Raw genomic sequence first — 20,196 nt, 5'->3', positions numbered from 1 at the left:
TCCGACGTCTAACCGTCCTTCGCAACCCGCCAGGGTCTTCTCTTTGACCTTGTCCCCGGCTGCCTAGCCGGGTGGCGATTGCGGGCTTATTCGTGGCGAGCCCGCGGCACTTAGCTCGGTCCCGGGGCACTCTCTGTGCGCCCTCCACCGGAGTTGAGCCTGTGTAGTTACGAGGTCCCGGCCGTTGTCCTCTCGGGTCCCTGTCCTACCCCTCGGGGCCTGACACGAACTACTTTACGACTGGACTGTCCAGATGTAAAGCGTGGATCCTCGGACATCACCCGGATGGACTAGCGCAGAGACGTTTGCCCAGGTCGAAGCCCCGAGACCCCAGACCCTAGATGTGAAGTGCGTCACACAGGAGGACGGTTTTGAACTTCGTAACGGGTACTTAAGGATGAAGACTAAAACTGAGATTCCGGCTCCTACAGGAGCCAACCGAAAGGGTTGGCTAATCCGGATGGAGTTGGGGATTCAACCCTAGATCTTAAGATCCCACATGGATCATGAAGACTTTGATACCGAGTAACCTACTTACGGTAGGTTCCCGGGTCTAAGGACTTCAGACTCCAGTCCGGATCCTAACGCGCGCGAGGCGCGCCTGCGGACCAGACAGGGTCTGCCTCAAGTTCCGGCCTGAGCGGGGTTCTGAGCCCCCCTTGACGCGTCCCTCTCCGCGTCGGGGTTGACTCCCCTGCCCAGGCCGGCCTCCACGGTTGAGACGGAGTCACGTCCTTTGCCGTAAGCCGGGGTCACGTCCCGGTGTCCGACCGTGGAGCTTAGTCGTTAATTTGGATTTTGATTACCGAGGGGTGCTCATACTCAACCTCCCCGACACTTAGTATTCCTAAGTGCTCAGTGGAGACGACTACGTCAAGATCCCCGCAGGCTCGAATGAGTTCTTGCATCCGCTCAATCACTTCACTTGCCTTCATCTTGGCATAGTATCACTTAACTTCCAGCCCTAAAGGCTCCGTCCCGGTGTTTTAGTTCCCGGTCGGTCGGCTGGACTCAGTTCCCCTGCGTGCACGCAAGGTGGCGGGACGGTCAATCCCGTTGTGGTGAGAGTCCATCTCGCAGGGGCTTCTATTGGCGTAGCTCAGTGGTAGAGCAGTGGTCTCCAAAACCACGTGTCGCAGGTTCGAGTCCTGCCGCCTGTGCGCGGACAGTCTTCCTAGGACGTGACTGTCTAGCTCCGATCGGTAGCTCAACGGAGAGAGCGCCCTTAGCTGGGGAGATCCGGGTTCGAATCCCGGTCGGTCAATCTGGAGAGTCAGTCCAATGGTGGACACCCGGCCTCGAAATCCGGGGGCGGGCGCAAGCCCGTGGGGTTCGATTCCTCGGCTCTCCGCTTAGGTTTGGTTGATATGTTCCGTCCATTGGCTCATTAGATCCATAAAACAAACGGACGAACACAATGTTTGCGCTTCGACGCCTAGATCCCGCCACAAGATGGTCAATTCGGCATAAGGCTCCCTGGGTATCAGTGCAGAGCACATCGAACACCACAGGCTCGAATCTAGCGGCTGCTTCTCCGAAGTCATTCCGCGCAGTGTACTCCAGTTAGTACATCGTGTCCCTGTTGGTTGAAAGAGAGGGAATCCATGACCGTTATCGTTGCGGCCAAGAACAAGTCCGGGGTGATCCTCGCCGCGGACCGGCAGACCACGGCTGGCTCAAGCCAGCTTGAGAACCAGGAGCCGAAGCTCTGGGTCGCGGATCGATACGTGGTCGGATGCGCGGGCGATGTCCGGACCGCTCAGGTTCTGAGGTACGGGATGGACTGGCCCACGTACCGGCCCAAGGAGGACGTGGACTGGATGCGGTTCGTGGTTACTCGGATCGTGCCGGAGATGAGGTCCACGCTGGAAGGTCGGATTCTGAACCTCGATGAGACCTACCTGGGTGGGATTCATGTCCTCGTGGCCACGAGAGGCCGCTTCGCGGCCGTCTACGACAACGGGGCCGTAGTTTCGGACCGGTCCGGGCGTACGGCCATCGGATCCGGGAATCTTGAGGCTCTGGGCTATCTCGGGAACGAAGGTCCATGGGACGCGTCCGACGTCGTGACCGCGGTCCGGAGAGCTGCAATCACGGACACGGGCGTGAGTGGCCCTATCTCGGTCGCCGACACCCGGTCCCTTGAAGTTGTGACCGAGGATGGCTGAGACAACGGACGAACTTCAGGCCAGGATTGATCACCTTCTCGAATGGCTAGAAGGCGCTGAGGGTGTGGAACTGACCTCGGTAACCATCCGAGCCCTCCGATCGATTCTGAGCCCTTGAGCTGGACCAAGCGTTCGGACTTCGTCCCGTACTCGGCTGAGTACTTCGCCAATCGGGCTCGTGCCCGAAAGCGGTCTCAAGGCCGATGCGAGGTCCCGGGCTGTGAGTCCCCGGCCTCAGCCGTGGACCACATCATCCCGAGGGCTGAGGGCGGCTCTGACGGCCTGGGCAACCTTCAGGCCATCTGCACCCAGCACCACAGACAGAAGACGGCTCAGGAGGCCGCTCGCGGCCGGATGAGGCGGTCAGGACGTAGACCCACACTCAAACATCCGGGTCGCATTTAGAGAGGCTGAGATGCACGAACACTTCACGGACAGTGCGTTATCGCTCGTGATCCAAGACCTGTTGGTCGAGAGGATGAGATCCGATGCGGTCCTGACGCTGGTCTCCAATGCGGACGGGGTTGGATTCACGGCCAAGGTATTCACCGGGGATGGTGGGCTTGAGGTAGCTAGGGCTGGGCATCAGGACGCAGCCTCTGCCTTGGACCTGGTCTGTGCTCGGGCCAATGAACGTGTAACGAGTGCCCTCGCACAGATTGAGGATGGAGAGTATGACCATGGCTGAGGTTCGGTTCCTGATAGACGTGGCCAACGTCAATGCTGGGGACGTGGTCGAGAGACCCCAGGCTACGGCTGAGTGGCTCGCTGAGCGCGGGATCGTGGAGATCCTGGCTCAGGACCCCGAGACCGCGGATGAGCCGCCTAAGCGGCGTCCTGGCCGGCCCAGGAAGGCAGACGATCAGACCTCTGATCCGGTTAGTTGATCACCTCCCGAGAGCCTGAAAAAGATCTTGAATTCGGGGGTTGACATTCGTCGTGGATCTTGGTATGGGGTGGGGGGTGCCCCGGATTTTCATGATCACCACATCGGTCCGCATAGCGTCTGCCAGTGTGCTTGGCGAATAAACTTTTCACCCTCAGTTTAAGTTTCAGCCCCGTTCCGTTAAAACCGCAGGTAGGAGCCTTAATGTCGTCTCATCGTACCTTCCTCAAGCGGCGGGTCAGCCTCCATCACTACCGGGCAGTAGGCACAGGACCGATCGGATTCAGGATTTCGCTCGGGAACGGCCTTCTGGGAATTAGTGGTGGGATTCGCCCCCACGCCTTCGCCATTGTCTTCGGGAGGCCGATATTCCAGGAGTAGCCGGCCGCTCGGGCGGCCGAAACGTCAAACGCCCTGAAACCAAGCTCGGCCGGCCGAACACGGCCGCCGATGCGACCCCAGGCTTTACCCGTATCGATGCCTCGGACGAACCCACGGCCCGGATTCCCGACCCGGATCCCGACTGGTCTGAGGCGGCCCGGTTGGTCTGGGACTCGATGTTGGAGACCCCGACCCGTGTATTCGCTGAGTCCGGGGACTACGCCTTCCTCTACGTCACGTGTGCGGCTGTGCACGAAATGTCCACGTCCGGATACCGGGCCGGGCAGCTCGCTGCTATTCACGCCATGATGCGGGATCTCGGGATGACGGAGCTTCAGCGACGTCAGGCCAAGGTTCTGATCGATCGGACCCCTCCCCCGCCCAAGCTCGCACCCGTGTCCCAGATCGACGAGGCCCGGAAGGTGTTTGAGGAATGAAGGACGTAGTTTGGGTCGGGCCTCGCGATTTGCTTTTCGACGTTGCGCCGGACGGATACGAGATTCACGAACTGAACTCGGGTCTTCTCGACTTTCTCCGTAGCCCCGTGCCAGGCGGCAACGCCCGCACTCTCGAAATTAGCAACGCACCCGCGGAATAGCAGATCGGAGCCCGCATGGAGGACGCAGTCCCGGCGGGCTATTATCGAAATCCAGACACGGGCGGACTCGAAACTATCCCGTGGCCCGCGGACCTCTCGGAGCTTCCTCCGACTCTCGGCTTTCAGATCATCGATTGGGCTGAATCCAAGCTTATTCATCACCTGGATGGGACCCCGTGGCGGTACACGACTCTTCAGAAAAAGGAAATCGTCTTAGCCTTCGCGGTTACCGAGACCGGGGATTGGCTGTATCGTCGTGTCATCACCCGACTTGCCAAAGGGGCTGGAAAAGACCCGTTCTATGCCTCCTTGATTCTCGCGTGCGCCTTCGGCCCCGCAAGGTTCTCGGGATGGGATTCTGAAACCGGCCGCCCCGTGGGCGAGCCGCACCGGAAGGCCCTAATCGGGATCGGGGCGAACTCCGAATCCCAGGCCAAGGAACTCCTCTCCGTGGCGAATGCTCTGGTTTCTCCGGAGCTAGCCCGGGAGATCGGATTCACCCCCGGCCTAATCGCCTCAGCATCGGCCCAGGGGTCCCGTATTAAGGTCGTGACGGCCTCAGAGCGAAGCGCAGAGGGCGACCCGTTCACAGACGGGTTCCTGAACGAAACCCACCACATGACCGAGTCCAACGGCGGACTCAAGGTCGCTCGGGTCATGCGCCGAAACGCGGCCAAGTCCCCCGGAGGTCGGGCCCGGATCTGGGAGGCCACCAACGCCCATGAGCAGGGCGGGGGCTCGGTTGGGGAGAAGACCTACGACTCCTGGCAAGCCCAGGTCTCCGGCAAGAACAGGATGGCTGACATCCTGTACGTCAGCGTAGAGGCTGACCCCTCACTCTCATTCGGGGACCCGGAATCAGACGCCCTAATCGTAAAGCAAGCATACGCACACTCCCCGTGGATCAAGCAGGAGCGAATCCTAGCTGAAGTCTACGATGAGGAAACCACGCTTGCGGATGCGATCCGATTCTACGCCAACGGCGTAGCCGCGACTGAAACCGCGTTCATCATCCCCAATGCATTCGATGCTCAGGCCCGGACCGAGACAGTGGAACCCGGGACCGCGATTGCGCTGTTCCTCGATTGCTCGAAGTCCGATGATGCTACCGCCCTCGTGGGCGTTCGCATGTCCGACGGTCATATCATGCAACTCGGACTTTGGCAGGCGCCCAAGGGCGCCCACGATCCTCAGCGGAAGAAATTCTGGTCCGTTCCCCGTGGGAGCGTGGACGCCCGGGTTCGAGAGGTCTTCGAGACCTACCGAGTGGCTTGGTTCGGGGTGGACCCCTCCCCCGCCAAGGATGACAGCGACGAGGCCAGTTACTGGGGGTCTCTGATCGAACAATGGCATCTGGACTTCTCCGAGCAAATACCGGTCTGGGCAAGTCCTAAGAACGCTGTTCTCTGGGACTTCCGTCTCTCGGTTCCGGGCGGCAAGGAACGGATGCGCCTTTTCACCGAGATGTGCGCCGAAGTCCGAGAGGCTATCGATGAGGACGGATCCTTGACCCACGATGGGTCAGCCGCACTCCGCACTCATTTCCACAATGCGAGGACTAGATCCAACATCTTCGGTTGGGCTATCGGGAAGGAAACCCGAGACAGCCCGAAGAAGGTTGACCTTGCAGTCGCGGCCGTAGCCGCCCTCGTGGGGCGTCGGCTCTTCCTTCTCTCCGGAAAGTCCTTGGATTCAGGGCGTACCGGAGAGGTCTATTACTTCTGACGGGACGCGAGGTCCCCTAATCAAGGGGGCCTCGTGGCACTCACACCCGAAACTCTCCGCAAACTAATTGACGAACACACCGGAGATATCACCGAGGAACTCAGCCGGTTGAACCGGATCCAGTGTTACGTCAACGGCACTCATGATAAGCCGTACGTCCCGCGCGAAGCAACAGAGCAGTACAAGAAGCTTGTAGACCGCTCGGTCACGAATCTTATGCCGATGGTTCGGAACGCACCTCTGCAACAGCTTTTTGTGGACGGAGTTCGATCCGACCGGAACACGGGAAAGCCCGTCCCAGCTTGGGACATCTGGCAGGCCAATCATTTCGACCTCCGGCAAACTCAGATTATCTCTGCGGCCCTGACCGATGGCTACGCCTACGGCCTCACCCTTCCCGGAGAGACCAAGGACGGGAAAAATGTACCCGTTATGCGTGGCGTCGCGGCCCGGAGGATGTACGCGCTCTGGAAGGACCCCGTATCCGACCTGTGGCCGGAATACACCTTCACGCTGAGCACATCGGGTCAGATCGATGGGATCTACGACAACGAGGCTTTCTATCCGGTCACGGTGTTCCCGTCACAGACGAATTCGGGAACCGGGGAGAGTTACACGCCGCCCCCAGCTCTGGGGGCTCCGGAGTTCCACTACGCGGGTGTTTGTCCGGTCGTGAGATACGCCCCGGATATGGATCTGGACGGCAACTGTTACGGCGAGATTGAACCGAACATTCCGATTCAGAACCGTATTAATCAGGTCTCCTTTGACCTTCTCCGGGTTCAGCACTACGGCGCCTTCCAAGTACGCGGGTTTTCGGGCGTATCGGTGGCTAAGGACGCGAACGGTCGTCCTAAGCCTATCGTCATGGATCCGGCTATTACGAACGTTCTCACGGATCCGGATTCGAAGCCTTGGCAGTTGTCCGGAGATCCGCTTGACGGCTACATCCTCGCCTTCGAGACCGCGGTTCATCACCTCGCAGTTGCGTCCCAGACCCCGGCTCACTACCTTCTGGGCAAGCTCGCGAACTTGTCCGCCGACGCTATCGCGGCGGCTGAGACCACGCTTACTCGGAAGGTCACGGGGTATAAACAGACCCTGGGTGAAGCCTTCGAACAGCAACTGCGCCTGGCCTCGAAGCTCGCGGGTCTGGACTTCCCGGAGACGGCCGAAGTCCAGTGGGCAGACCGGGAATCCCGGTCCTTGGCTCAGGTCGCGGACGCGATTCAGAAACTCGCCTCGACCGGGGTTCCGAAGCAAGCCCTGTGGGCAATGCTCCCGAACGTTACTCAGACCCAGATCGAGGAATGGACCGAACTTGCTGCACAGCAGCAAGCCGACGTCATCGACGGGTTGGCTGAGACCCTGGTAAACGGACGCCCGGCGGCAGACCCCAATGCCCAGTAGCGCACAGATTGCCGAAGCGGGGAAGGCGGCTCAGAACGTTGTCCGAGCCGCGGCCCTGAAGCGGTCTCTGACTGCGTGGCGCTTTCTGGATCCCCGACGAATTCCGGAGACCACGGGATCGTGGAGCCTTATCCTACTTGAGATCATCCGGAGTTTCCGGACGCAATCCGCAGGTCAGGCGCTTGTCACGTACAACGACCTTCGTCCCGGGGATGCATGGTTCCAGCCCATCCCCGAGCTGAACACCGATCGGATCCTCCACTCCCTGTTGGTAACCGGACCGGGACGGATTCTGCAACTCCAGAATCAGGGCATGAAGCCAGATGAGGCCCATGCACAGGCGTTCAAGCTCCATGCCCGTGCCGTGTCTTCGGCCGTCGTAGACGCCGGCAGGGAACTCACCGAGTCCGCGATCCACGAGGATCAGACTGCGCTGGGCTTTGCCCGCATGCCCTCCCCTGGGGCTTGTGCGTTCTGCCTCATGTTGGCCTCCCGGGGCGCGGTCTACTCCAAGACTACGGTTCTAACTACCACGTCGCGCTCTAAGAAGCGCGGAAGTGGAAAGTCCTTCCACGAGGGATGCAACTGCTCTATGTTCCCCGTCTTCTCTAAGGACCAGGAACTACCGGATCGCATCGCGGATGCGGAACGGCTGTATGAAAAAGCTTCCGCTGAGGGCGGGGGCACTAAGGCCATTCTCGCGGAAATGCGAAAACTGGGAGGTGTCAAGTGACGGTTACAGTCATCGGGAACCTGGTCGACGTCACGAACACCCCGATTTCATCCGGAACTGTGACTTTTACCCCGTCCCGGGTTTTGAACGTTGCTGACGATAAAACGGTTCTCCCACTTCCGATTACGGTTCCGATCGAAGCGGGGGTCTTCACGGTCACGCTTCCCGCCACGGACGATACGGCTTTCACTTCAGGAGCCTGGTTCTATCGGGTCGAGGTCCGAGCCGGGGATTTCCGGAAATACATGCCAGTTGTTCTGTTCCCCTCGTCTGCGGATCCCGTGGACCTCTTCGAGGTCCCCGAGGCCGAGGTTGCGCCTGAATACCGCGCCTACGTCCGGTCCGTGGACGGGGTCCTTCCCGACGCTACGGGCAACGTCACGGTTGCTGGTACCGGGGGCACGGGCATTCCTGGTCCTCAGGGACCTGCTGGACCTCAGGGTCCGCCCGGCCCCACAGGCGCAACTGGACCTCAGGGCCTGAAGGGAGACACGGGTTTAACTGGACTCGCCGGGCCCCAAGGTGCGACGGGTCCACAGGGACCTAAGGGCGACACAGGACTTACCGGGGTCACCGGACCACAGGGGTTAACCGGAGCTACAGGGCCTCAGGGTTCTAAAGGAGACATCGGCGACGTTGGTCCCCAGGGGTCGACGGGAGCGACGGGTCCGGCTGGGCCCAAGGGCGATACCGGGGACACAGGTCCGCAGGGAGCAACTGGATCCACCGGTCCACAAGGTACAACCGGAGCCACAGGCGCTACGGGTCCCGCGGGACCCAAGGGCGACACCGGGGATACCGGACCTCAAGGTCTAGCTGGCCCCACTGGGCCACAGGGCAGCACTGGAGCCACAGGACCGACAGGTGCAACCGGTCCGAAGGGCGATACCGGAGATCCGGGTCCTACTGGTCCCGCGGGCCCCACAGGGCCGACCGGTCCAGCTGGGACCACGACGTGGGCCGGGATCACGGACAAACCCACTTTCGCCACGGTTGCGACCACGGGCGCGTATTCGGACTTGACTGGAAAACCTGCTCTGGCAACCGTAGCCACCTCCGGTGCATATGCGGACCTTACGGGAAAACCCAGTCTGGCCACAGTCGCGACGTCAGGGTCATACACGGATTTGACCTCGAAGCCGACCATCCCCACAACCACGACCTTTGCTCAATTCGCGGTCTGGTCCGGGACGGCATGGCCGTCCCGTCCTTCGATCTCCCAACCCGTTATTTGGATTGGTGGGACCACATCCCCATCCGGAGCCTCGGCTAACGACGTCTGGATTCCATCTGCCTAGGAGGCTCCAATGACCCTGAAGTTCTCCGCAGGGTTTGGAGCTGGATCGGGGTCCACGATCGCGGACGACTCTGGGGGCGGTCATCCACTTACGGTCGCGTCAGGCAGCTACACAGCCGGTGGCCATACCGGTTCTGGATTCCAGAACACTGGGGGTACGGCTTCAACCGGGGCCTCCGGGACCGTGGGGGCAATTACGGGTACGACCTGTACGGTAATGGCTTGGGTTAAACCGTCAGCGCTTCCGACGAATGGCGTGCACCTCATTTGCGGTGCAATGCAATCGAACGGGAGTACGGACTTCGCGCTGTACACACAGCGCGGGGATTTCAGCACCCACAACGTGCTTCAGGGGAACGCCCGTCTCGGTGGCGGACTTGTGGCCGCCAACGGGTCCGCCCTTACGGTCGGGACCTGGGCCCACGTTGCCCTCACATTCGACGGCTCCAATCTCAAGCTCTGGCTCAATGGGAGCACGGTTGCCACCGTCGCCAACGCGGGCACGCTGAACAACAACGCTACTTTCTATGTAGCGGGCATGGCATCCGCCGGTACAGGCGCGGTCACTGTGGACGATGTTCGCTACTACGACTCGAACGAGTCCGCGAACATAACCACGCTCATGAACACCCCGGTCGGCGTTCAATCCTCTGGATGCAAAATCTTCAACGGCACTTCATGGATCGACTCCGGAATGCCCCAAATCTACTCAGGGTCTGCCTGGGTTACCGCGGCCAAGGGCCGCGTTCTCTAAACCCTGCCTCCACGTTGTTGGCGGGATCTGCCCTCGAAGGGAATCAGAATCATGGCCGATGAGCCCACCCCTGCCCCGAAATCCGACGAAGATGAGCCTCTCCGCGAAGAGGGCATCCGTGCCCTACGGGCTGAGCGTGAGGCAAACAAGCAGCTCAAGGAACAGCTCCGGGAACTCTCTGAGTGGAAAGAAGCTCAGGAGAACGCGGGCAAGTCCGAAGCCGAGCGCCTCACGGCGGAAAACGCCCGCCTTAAGGCGGAGTCCACCCAGGCCGCCAAGGATGCGGTCCGGCTCCGTGTGGCTCTGGCCAAGGGCCTGACTGCGAAGCAGGCAGCTCGACTCGTTGGTGAGGACGAAGAGGCCCTACTGGCGGACGCGGACGATCTCCTGTCCTCGTTCAAGCCCGCCGGCGAACCTGAGGAGCCCGAGGGTCCGGAACTGGATGGTGGCCCACGTCCCCGACTCAAGGGGGGTGCCCGCCCCACGGATGAACCCCTGGTTCTCGATCCCGCCAAACTCGCCGCAGACATCGCGGCGATTTCTCAGTAACTTCCGCTGCCCTGAGCCGCGGTTGATCCATCGAAAGGTAATCCCTAATGGCTTACACCACGAGCGTGAATCCGCTCAAGGCAGAACAGATTGCCGCCGCGGCTCTCGGCCTGCTCCAGCGTGACATTATCCTCCCTGGCCTGGTTTGGAGGAATGCTGCGGGCGACTTCCGCGGCGCCAAGAACGACACCATTTCGTTCCGCGTTCCGGCCCTCCCGGGCGCGGCCCGTACCGCGAATCTGCGTCCGGACCCGAACGACGCCGCGGGGCGTCTTCGGACCCTGGACTCCCTGGCGGAGACCAAGGTTGACGTCACGCTCACCAAGGACATCTACAAGGGCACCACGATCGATGACGAGGTTCTGACCCTCGACATTACCGATTTCGGGGCTCAGGTTCTGAACCCGCTGGTTCAGTCCGTGGCCTACGGCGTTGAGGATCTGGTTGCCACCACGATGTCCGCCGCGACGTACGCGACGGGGCACAACCTGACCTACACCCTGACCGATGACCCGTATGACGTTCTCCTTGACGCCCGTACGGTCCTGAACAAGCGGCACGTCCCCCAGGACGGCCGGGTTGTGGTCTGCGGTGCGGCGGCCGAGAACTGGATTCTCAAGTCCGACCACCTGAACCAGTTCGAACAGAGCGGTTCGGACAACGCCCTCCGGAACGCCCAGATTGGTCGTCTCGCGGGCAACACCGTGGTCACGTCCCTGGCCCTGCCGGACAACGACATCTATGTCTTCCACCGTACGGCCTTCATCCTCTCGACCATGGCCCCGGCCGTTCCGTCCGGCGCCTCGTTCGGCACCTCGACTTCGTACGCGGGCTTGGCTCTGCGGTTCATCCGCGACTACGACGCAATGCACGTTCAGGACCGCGCCATTGTGGACACCTACGCCGGCTCGAACGTTGTAGTCGATGACCTGGGACTGGGTAACGGGACCAAGGGCCTGGTTCGCGCAGTCAAGATCACCCTGGCCCCCTGATAGGAGTTTGCCCCAATGTTGCTAGCCACGGTTCAGGATCTAGCTAACCGTCTGGGGCAGGCCCTTACCGAGGACACTCCGGATTACAGGCGGGCCCTGGCCAACCTTGAGGACGCCTCGGCCCTTGTGACCGCGGCGACCCGTCCTTGGGCCCCGGGGGACGACATCCCCGATGTCGTCCGCCTGGTGACTCTTCAGGCGGCCGGACGCACCTTCCGAAACCCCTCCGGGATGACGCAACGGGCTATGGGTCCGTTCACAGAAGGTTTTAGCGCCGCGGCCGCATCCGGGGTCTACCTCACGGACCAGGAACTCGAACTCCTGGCACGCGTCTCGGAGGAACCCGCAGACGGGATCATCTCAGTCCCGATCCGGAGACTTCACGAGCGTGACCGTTGGTGCTGGGAATATGCCCATGACCAGAACTACCCGAACTCGGAACCGTTTCCGTACTTCCCGGAGTGGCCATGTTGAGTGTCAAGATCACGCAGCAAACCCGGGACCGCCACGGGGATCCAGTTTCGAATCAGTTACGGACGGTTCAGGCGTTTGGATTCGCCCCTCTCTCGTCTTCGAGGCTCTCAACAGGGGGTGTTTCGGACGACGGTAAGCATGAGCAGGTCGAACGGATGGGGTCGTTGTACTTCCCCGCGGGAGCCCTTGACGGGCTCCCCGCCGGGGTTTTGTTCGAGTTCTCCGAGACTCCGGGTCAACCAGAGTCCCGATGGGGTGCGGATGGTGCGGGAGCCGACTGGGTTTACCCCTGGTCTGAATGGCGCCCCGGTGTCGAGGTTCGAGTAAAGCGGGTGACGGGCTGATGAAGTATCGGCGCGGAGACATGAGCGCGTTTCTCAAGGGCCCGGACGCACGTCGGGTCTGCACCCTAGCCGCCGGCCGGGTTCTGGCTAAGGCCCGTGTTCTGGTCGGCAAGAAGAGCCGAGTCACCATGGAGTCCGGGCGTCTAACTCACGGGCTCGGGGTCAAGGGCGATCGGGTTCGGGTAACGATCGAGTTCTCCGGAGCGGCCACAGAGGAACAGTTCGGAACCAAGAACCGTAGAGCCTCAAGGTTCCTGACCAGGGCGTTGATCGAAGAATGACGTTCCCCAATGTCGAGGACGCCTTGTGCGAACTGCTCGAAGACATAGCCCCGACTTTCACGTTCACGACCGAGGAACTGACTGCGCCCTGCATCGTTATTACCCGAACCGGGGGCGGTGCGGACAGGTTGGGTCTCTTCGACACGACTCGGGTTGAGGTTGAGACCTTCGATGCGAGTCGAGCGGCTGCGGTTTCCATGACTGCCGCTGTGCGGCAAAGGTTGAGTGGCGCGCGAGGCGTCCAGACGAGTGCGGGTTTCCTCGATTCCATCGATGAGGACGTCTCGCCCACTCCGGTCCCGTACGGCCTGGAGTACGAAAACATTAGACGACAGGTGAGTTCCTGGGTCGTATCGACCCGGACTACCTGATTTCAGGAAAGGCTTTTAAATGCCTGCTGTGTCCTTCGAGACTGCGGCGGATCGGGACAGCGGCAACATCAGGAAGGCGCTCAAGGGCCTTGTTGCTGTTGCCCCGTACGAAACTTCGTCCGTGGTTACTACCCTGGTTGGCACCGGGGGCCAGATTACGCTTCCCACCGGATTCAAGTCCGTGGGTTGGATCTCGTCCGACGGTGCTACCGAGTCCGGCGACATCACAACTTCAGAGATTACGGGTTGGGGCTCTGCGACCCCGCTGCGAATCGACGTCACGGAGGCTTCGGCCACGCTTCAGGTTTCGCTTCTGGAGAATTCGCGTCTTACTCGCGAGCTGTACGACTCGGTTGATCTTTCGGCCAAGACTGTTTCCACCGCGGGCGAGGTTAGCTACGACATTCAGGCACAGCCGGATGTCAAGTACTGGCGAGCCATCGTGATTTCGGTTGACGGTACGGGTCCGACCCGTCGCTACTGGGCGACGGCGTATCACAAGGTGAACGTCACCGATCGGGATGACTTCGTCAACGCAAACGGGGATGACCCCGCGGCCCGGGGCGTCACCCTGTCCGCGAGCCCGGACGACGTCGTTGGGACCCTCGGCACGCGGTTCGAGTTCGGTCCGGGCTTCCTGGCCCGTGCGACCGACGAGGGCTGGACGCTCGCTCCCTGATGACCCGGGGATCTCGGGCACTCCTACCCCCGAGATCCCCGTACCCAGGTAGGAGACAGGAGAGATACACATGCCCGTCAAAGACGTAACGCTGTTCCGTGGCGAAGAGGGCCCGGTTGTGACCGGAGACCCGATCGAAGTCGCGAAGCTTAAGGCCCGGGGCTGGACCGAGATCCGGCCTGTTCCCTCGGCCCCTGAGCCCAAGTCGAACACGAAGCCGCCGGCGGCTGACGCCGCCAAGGCTGCGGAATCCAAGTAATTCAAACAGGTAGGAGACCTGATCATGGCAGTTTTCAAGAGCGATCGATACCGTAAGAGCACGACCACCGAGCCCTTCCAGCTCGATCTGGCCCCCGAGGGAGAGCCGGAAAAGTTGGTGACCTTCAAGGACCCGAACCGTCTTCCGCTGGAAGACTCCTTTGCGATCTTCGATGACGACAACCCGCGTCGTACTCTTGAGACGCTTCTGGGTGAGGACTTTCCGATCTTCTGGGAGGAGTGGCGCCACCATCCGGTGGATGAGCTGGGTGCCCTCCTTGAAGATGTGAAGACCCACTTTCGCCGTTGATCAGGAGACCCTGACCAACCTCTATGAAATCTTGGGTCGTTGGGGCGACGCGGTCGAGTTGGACTTGCTCAGCTCGACCTCGCTCACGTTCCTCGATTTCGGGCCTGGGGGTAAACACCCCTGGGCCACGCTCCACAACCTTGTGACCTCGTTCCAGCAACGATCCACGTCCCATCTCGCCGCCGCTATGGCTGCGGATGTGGATCTGTACGAGTCGATGCTGGACGAGGACGGGAATCCACCCGCCTCTAAGGTCCAGCCGCCGAGGTTGACCGAGGTCGGGCTTCTTGAGTCTCTCGTGATGACGATGGTGGAACAGCTCCAAGCCATCGCTCACTACACAGCTCAGGCCAAAGGCAAGCCGAAGATCACGACTATCCCGCGTCCCAGAACGGCTGCGGAGGAATATCGCCGACTTCAAGAGCGAGCTGCGGAGCAGGATCTCTTGCGCGTAGTCGGCGGGGCTTAGCGTACGTGCCCGGTCCAACCGTAACCGTCCCACCATGCTTGACGGTTGCCCTCGATCGGGTACCAGCCCGGAGCCCACTGTATCGGCACGGAGTTGGTCACCGTGATCTGCGGTTGCGTGGCGGTGCTGTTCACGATCGCCATGATGATCCACACCGGAGCCCAGAGACCACACGTGAAGATCGTTAACAACAGGTGCAGAACGTGACTGGTCTCTTTAGGAACCGTCGTGACACTTACGTTACGCACTTTCTCTCCTCGCCCCTCGGAACCGAGATTTTGACATAGGCGGGACCCACACCGCAACAGCTTACCCGGAGGAAAACTCTTGGCCACCTATTCCGCGGGTACGGCAACGGTTGATATTGTCCCGAGCCTCAAGGGTTTTCACAGGACGATCAAGCGCGAGCTGGCTACGGTCAACCCCACCGTAGACGTGACCGCGAACATCAGACAAGCCACGCGGCAGATTGCCCAGCTCTCTGCCTTGTCCCCGACGATCGACGTTAACGTTCGGGTCAAGAATGCCACGGCAGCCGCTGCCGCCGCGACCAGGGCCGTAGAGGCTGCCGAACGCAGCCTAACCGAGTCTCGGACCAAGTCCGAGGACGCGGCTGTGCATGTGGACATTGCGGAGAAGCAACTCTCCGAAACCCGAAGCAAGAGCAACGCGAAATCCAGTCAAATCGCACAGGCTGAACTTCGATTGGTTCAAGCTCGAAGGGCCGCCGCTTCGGCAGTCCGAGAGGTAGAGACCGCAGAATCGAAACTAGTTCAGTCCCGCAACGACAAGCGGACCAAAGACACGGACCTGTTCAACGTCCGCAACATGAGGACTGCGGTTAACGATGTAAATGCACTTGGCGACTCTGTTGCCTCCGTCACTGGGTTTTTCGGAGGGATGGGGTCTGAGGCAGCTTCAGGCTTCTCCAAGATTGCCGGATCCGCGTCCTCAGCCGCGGGCCCCATTGGTGGCGTGGTTGCCGCTGCACTCGGCATCGGAACCATCACCACCCTGGGCAGCACCGCGGCGGCAAGCCTGATCGGTCTGAGCCAGGCCGCCATCACGGCTGCCGGCGCCATCCTCTTGATTCCGGCAGGGGTCTCGGTCGGAGGTGCGGCCCTCGGAACGTTCCTCATCGGTACCACGGGCGTCACAGACGCCCTTGAGGCCATGTCCAAGGCTCAGACCTCAGCGGGCAAAGACGCCGTGGACTCCGCCAAGAAACAGCGCACGGCCGCTGAGTCCGTAGCTTCGGCGGAGATCAGCCTCAAGCGCGCGGTCGAAGACGCGAGCGAGTCCAGGTCTCAGGCCGCTGATCGCGTAGCCCAAGCGGTTCAGCAACGGGAACGGACCGTGGCCGAGGCCGCGAGATCCGAGGTCCAGGCTGAACGCGCGGTTCTTGACGCGGAACGCGAGCGGAACAAATCTCTCGACGAACTTACGAAATCGATCCAAGATGCCGAGAAGGCCCAGCGGGATCTAAACCTTCAAATCCGGGGCGGCGTTCTCGACGCTAAAGAGGCCGCTCTTGACCTCAAGGATGCTCAGGATGAACTCACCAATGCCCAGGCATCCGGAGCGGACGGAAAGGCGCTAGAGCGCCTTTCGCTCGCTTACGAACGGGCTAAGCTCCGTGTTGACCAAACCGCGGTCAGCAATCGGGACCTTGCCGAGCAACAAACTCTGTACGCCACGAAGGGCGTCCAGGCCAATACCGCGGTCGCAAGCGCGACCGAAGCCGTCCAGCGGGCCGAACAGCAACTTGCGGACGCGCGGGACGCACAGGCGTACCAGCAGATTCAGAGTCAACAGCAAATCGCGGACGCGACCCGGTCTGTTACCGAAGCTCAGCACGCAGCGGACCAAGCCGGACTTCAGGCCCAAAGATCCATCACGGATGCTCAGCGTGCTTTGGCCACGGCTCAGGCTAACGCCGCAGAGTCCCTGAACCACCTATCAGCCTCCCAAGAAGCTGTCAACGAGGCCCTCGGCGCCTTGTCTCCGAAGGCTCGCGCCTTCGTGGAACAGGTCATGGCCCTCAAGCCTGCTTGGGACGCTGTCAAGAATTCGGTTCAGGATGCGCTGTTCAACGGGTTGGATCAGAAGATCCGGGACCTGTCGGCCACGTACCTCCCTATTCTCAAGGGTCGGCTAACCGATATCGCGACCTCGGCGAACCAGGCCGCTAAAGAGATCGTGGATTTGTTGACCGATCCCGGGAATGCGGGCGCGGTTAACCACATCCTTCAGGTCACGGCCGACATAATCAAACAGCTCGGCAAGATCATGGGTCCGCTGATTCAGGCGTTCCTTGATCTGTCCTCGGTTGGCGTTGAGGTTCTCAGAGACGAAGTTGTCCCGGCTGCGGAACAAGGCGCGCAGGCATTTGCCGACTGGATCCGGCGGATGAAGGACAGCGGTCAGCTCAAGGACTGGATGTCAGGCGCCGTAGGCGTCCTGAAGGATATCATCACGTTTGCGGTTACCGCAGGTAAAACGCTTTTCAACGTGGTCGGTGCCCTCAACGAGGGCGTGTCCAAGTCTGGTTTTTATGACCAGATCGGGAAGATGTTCACCGACTTCGTGAACTTCGCGGCCTCACCTGAGGGCAAGCAGTTCTTCAAGGACCTGGGTCAGACGATCGGGGATGTTGCTACCTTCACGGCCAAGATCTTCGAGTTTCTTGGAACTGTAGCCCAGGTTTGGGACTTCATCGACCAAGGTATGCGGAAGATCACGGGCGGAGCTGAGGGGTTCTTTGGAGTCCTGGTCCGTATCTTTGTGGCTATGAGTACCTTTGGCCTCTCGGAGGCCATTCGTGCCCTGTTCAACATCGACTGGCCCGGGATCTGGGACTACTTCAGCTCCGGAACTGGAGAGTTGATTTTCCGGATCGTCACCGCGATCGGGACGGGCGGGGTTTCTGAACTCCTCCGGGCGATTTTCGCGATCGACTGGGGACCCATCTGGGACTGGTTCAGTTCCGGCACGGGTCAACTGGTTGTCCGGGTCATCACGGCCTTGTTGACTGGTGGGATCTCGGAGATTATTCGGGGCCTCTTCCAAATCAACTGGGGCGAGATCTGGGATTGGTTCACCTCCGGGACCGGGCAGGTTGTTCTCCGGATCGTCACCGCCATTACAACCGGAGGAATTTCCGAGCTTCTATACAGTCTTTTCAACCTCGACTGGGGCTTGATTATTCGAGCCTTCGAGGACGGATTAGGCAAGCTCGGTAAAGCCGTTAAAAGCGCCATTGAGAAGATCCCGGTTCTGGGGTCCCTGTTCAAGATGGTTGCCGGTGATGGGTTCTTGCCGCCTGGGGTGATTCCCTGGGCCGAAGGACACGCCGATGGTGGGTACATCTCCGGACCAGGAACAGGAACCTCAGACAGTATTCCTGCGTTGTTGAGCAACGGCGAATACGTCATGACCGCCAAGCAAACGGCGAAGTACCTGCCGATCCTTGAGGCCATGCGAGCCAACCGGTATGCGAACGGCGGTGTGGTCGGGTCTGTTTCCGCGGCTTCGACCGGACCTTTGGCCATCACAGGGACCGCGGACGTCACGGGCCTAGTTGCGATCCAGGAGACCGCGGACGCGGCCGTGGAGAGCCTCACAGGCTTGGCCACGTTCATCACAGCAGTGATGATCCCCACGTTCGCTGAGTTGCTAGCCTCGAACCAGGTCACGACGAACGGCCTGATCTACAACGCTAACGCGTTGGCCGCCCAGAACGCGCTTCTGGCTCAGCAGATCACGGCGAGCTGGAACCTGATTGCTCAGAACGTTGCTGCCTCGGCAGCGTCGCAGACAGGCACGTTCAACTACCTCACATCCGGAATGGCGAGCCTTCGAGCCGCTGTCCAGTACACGGCCGATTGGGCTGTGTCCCAGTGGGACCGGATGCGGGCAGCGGCTGCGGACCCGATCCGTTGGGTTCTGCAACAGCCGATGAACGCCGGTATCATCGCGGCGTGGAACCAGCTCAATGCGGACTTCGCCTTGGGCAAGGCCGTGAACCCGATCCCGATCGGATTCGCGACTGGCGGCTACGTCTCAGGCCCGGGAACCGGGACCTCGGACAGCATCCCCGCGATGCTCTCGAACGGCGAGTTTGTCATCCCGGAGAAGATCACCCGGAAAGCCAGGCCTTTTCTTGAAGCCTTGAGGGCCGGACAACCCGAGGCCCTTCAGGCCGCGGGTGTTCCGATCCCGAGGTTCGCAACGGGCGGTCTGGTTGACATCCACGGGCAACAGACCGGAGCCGCTATTGCGGCTGCCGTGAAGTTCGCCCGGGGCGAATCCGGAAAGCCGTACATCTGGGGTGGCGTCGGACCTGTGGGTTACGATTGCTCCGGGTACATGTCCGCGATCACGAATGTGCTCAGGGGCGAAAACCCGTATCGGCGCCTGGGTGTGGCGGAGTCTCAGCCGTGGCCCGGGTTCCAGTCCGGACTCGGATCCGCATTTTCCACCGGGTTCTCCTCAGTCCACACCGCCGGCACCCTTGCCGGGGTCAACGTGGAATCCGGAGGATCCCCGTCCCGGGTCAAGTACGGCGTTGGGGCCGTAGGTGCGGACTCCGCTCAGTTCGGCGGACACGCGTTTCTGCCCATCGTGGGTGGGCGGTTTGTCTCGGGCGGCGCAGTCGGGTCGTTCATCGATTCCGCAGCCCTGTCCTCTCAGGCGTTCGCTAACGCGTTGTCAGATGCGAAGTCCACGGCGTCCAGATTCCCGGGAAACCGGGCCGCGGACTTCGCCGGGGACATTGCAGCCCAGGCCGTGACTGCGGTTCAGAACAAGGCAACCGAGGCCTTGTCCGCGGCCCTGAACCCTCGGGGCAACGGAGCCGGGGTCGAACAGTGGCGCGGTGTTGTGCTCCAGGCACTTGCTCGGGTTGGGCAATCGGCCGGACTCGCGGACATCGTCCTTGCGAGGATGAACCAGGAGTCCACGGGTAACCCGCGGGCTATCAACGACTGGGATATCAATGCTCTGAACGGGACCCCATCAAAGGGTTTGATGCAGGTCATTGATCCAACATTCCGGCAGTACCGAGATGCCTCCCTACCAGACGACATCTGGAACCCGTTGTCCAACCTGGTCGCCTCGATGCGATACGCCTTGGCTCAATACGGAAGTCTGGCGTCGGCCTACACCCGCGCGGGCGGCTACGCCCGCGGAGGTGTGGTTCCGGGTTCGGGAACCGGGGACACGGTCCCCGCCTGGCTCACACCCGGGGAACGCGTTCTTCCAGTCAGCGTCACGAGATCTTTTGATCGATTTGTGGCCAACCTGACCACGGCTAACCACCTGGCCGAATCCGGAGTGAGCCCTGCGACCGCAGGCACCTCCGGGCATACGTTCATCGTCAACCCCGCTCCGGGGATGGATGAACGGGCCTTGGCCGCGGACACCAGCCGGCGAGTTGCCTTCTCCATGCGGAACCAGTAATCCAGTCGGGGGCGGGGGTTTAAACGCACCCCCCCCCCCCTCCACACTGGTCGCGCT

The 20,196-nt window shown here is 61.2% G+C and carries 13 protein-coding genes and 1 tRNA gene; all 14 read left to right on the top strand.

Annotated features, from left to right (window positions below; genetic code table 11):
* Positions 1 to 1,196 precede the first annotated feature (1,196 nt).
* Positions 1,197 to 1,264 (top strand) — tRNA-OTHER (locus tag ACFWY9_RS28655).
* Between the two features lie 340 nt (positions 1,265 to 1,604).
* The gene (locus ACFWY9_RS28650; RefSeq protein ID WP_378340353.1) at positions 1,605 to 2,168 is read left to right on the top strand and encodes a hypothetical protein; all 564 of its coding nucleotides are present in this window, start codon (positions 1,605 to 1,607) and stop codon (positions 2,166 to 2,168) included.
* A gap of 114 nt (positions 2,169 to 2,282) precedes the next feature.
* On the top strand, positions 2,283 to 2,573 hold the full coding sequence (locus ACFWY9_RS28645; protein WP_378340352.1) for an HNH endonuclease: 291 nt from the start codon (positions 2,283 to 2,285) through the stop codon (positions 2,571 to 2,573).
* Between the two features lie 1,475 nt (positions 2,574 to 4,048).
* Positions 4,049 to 5,758, top strand: a complete 1,710-nt coding sequence (locus tag ACFWY9_RS28640) for a hypothetical protein (protein WP_378340351.1) — start codon at positions 4,049 to 4,051, stop codon at positions 5,756 to 5,758.
* Positions 5,759 to 5,791: 33 nt separating this feature from the next.
* On the top strand, positions 5,792 to 7,168 hold the full coding sequence (locus ACFWY9_RS28635) for a phage portal protein (protein ID WP_378340350.1): 1,377 nt from the start codon (positions 5,792 to 5,794) through the stop codon (positions 7,166 to 7,168).
* The gene (locus tag ACFWY9_RS28630) at positions 7,158 to 7,901 is read left to right on the top strand and encodes a hypothetical protein (protein WP_378340349.1); all 744 of its coding nucleotides are present in this window, start codon (positions 7,158 to 7,160) and stop codon (positions 7,899 to 7,901) included. The genes ACFWY9_RS28635 and ACFWY9_RS28630 overlap by 11 nt, the downstream gene beginning before the upstream one ends.
* A 1,307-nt stretch (positions 7,902 to 9,208) precedes the next feature.
* Positions 9,209 to 9,952 carry a LamG-like jellyroll fold domain-containing protein gene (locus ACFWY9_RS28625; protein WP_378340348.1) on the top strand — a complete coding sequence of 248 codons (744 nt, stop codon included), beginning with the start codon at positions 9,209 to 9,211 and terminating at the stop codon, positions 9,950 to 9,952.
* Between the two features lie 51 nt (positions 9,953 to 10,003).
* A complete protein-coding gene (locus tag ACFWY9_RS28620) occupies positions 10,004 to 10,501 on the top strand; it encodes a hypothetical protein (protein ID WP_378340347.1) in 498 nt (165 codons plus the stop codon).
* A gap of 47 nt (positions 10,502 to 10,548) precedes the next feature.
* Positions 10,549 to 11,493, top strand: coding sequence for a P22 phage major capsid protein family protein (locus tag ACFWY9_RS28615; protein WP_378340346.1), 945 nt, complete (start codon positions 10,549 to 10,551; stop codon positions 11,491 to 11,493).
* Between the two features lie 1,498 nt (positions 11,494 to 12,991).
* Positions 12,992 to 13,642 carry a hypothetical protein gene (locus ACFWY9_RS28610; RefSeq protein WP_378340345.1) on the top strand — a complete coding sequence of 217 codons (651 nt, stop codon included), beginning with the start codon at positions 12,992 to 12,994 and terminating at the stop codon, positions 13,640 to 13,642.
* Positions 13,643 to 13,712: 70 nt separating this feature from the next.
* Entirely contained in the window at positions 13,713 to 13,901 is a 189-nt protein-coding gene (locus tag ACFWY9_RS28605) for a hypothetical protein (protein ID WP_378340344.1), read from the top strand.
* A gap of 24 nt (positions 13,902 to 13,925) precedes the next feature.
* Positions 13,926 to 14,210 carry a hypothetical protein gene (locus ACFWY9_RS28600; RefSeq protein WP_378340343.1) on the top strand — a complete coding sequence of 95 codons (285 nt, stop codon included), beginning with the start codon at positions 13,926 to 13,928 and terminating at the stop codon, positions 14,208 to 14,210.
* A 199-nt stretch (positions 14,211 to 14,409) separates the two neighbouring features.
* A complete protein-coding gene (locus tag ACFWY9_RS28595) occupies positions 14,410 to 14,679 on the top strand; it encodes a hypothetical protein (RefSeq protein ID WP_378340342.1) in 270 nt (89 codons plus the stop codon).
* Between the two features lie 327 nt (positions 14,680 to 15,006).
* Positions 15,007 to 20,139, top strand: coding sequence for a transglycosylase SLT domain-containing protein (locus ACFWY9_RS28590; RefSeq protein ID WP_378340341.1), 5,133 nt, complete (start codon positions 15,007 to 15,009; stop codon positions 20,137 to 20,139).
* Positions 20,140 to 20,196: the final 57 nt, after the last annotated feature.

Source organism: Amycolatopsis sp. NPDC059027, from assembly GCF_042739735.1.
Classification (GTDB): domain Bacteria; phylum Actinomycetota; class Actinomycetes; order Mycobacteriales; family Pseudonocardiaceae; genus Amycolatopsis.
The sequence above is the reverse complement of the archived record's forward strand: the minus strand, read 5'-3'. Positions and strand labels throughout refer to the sequence as shown.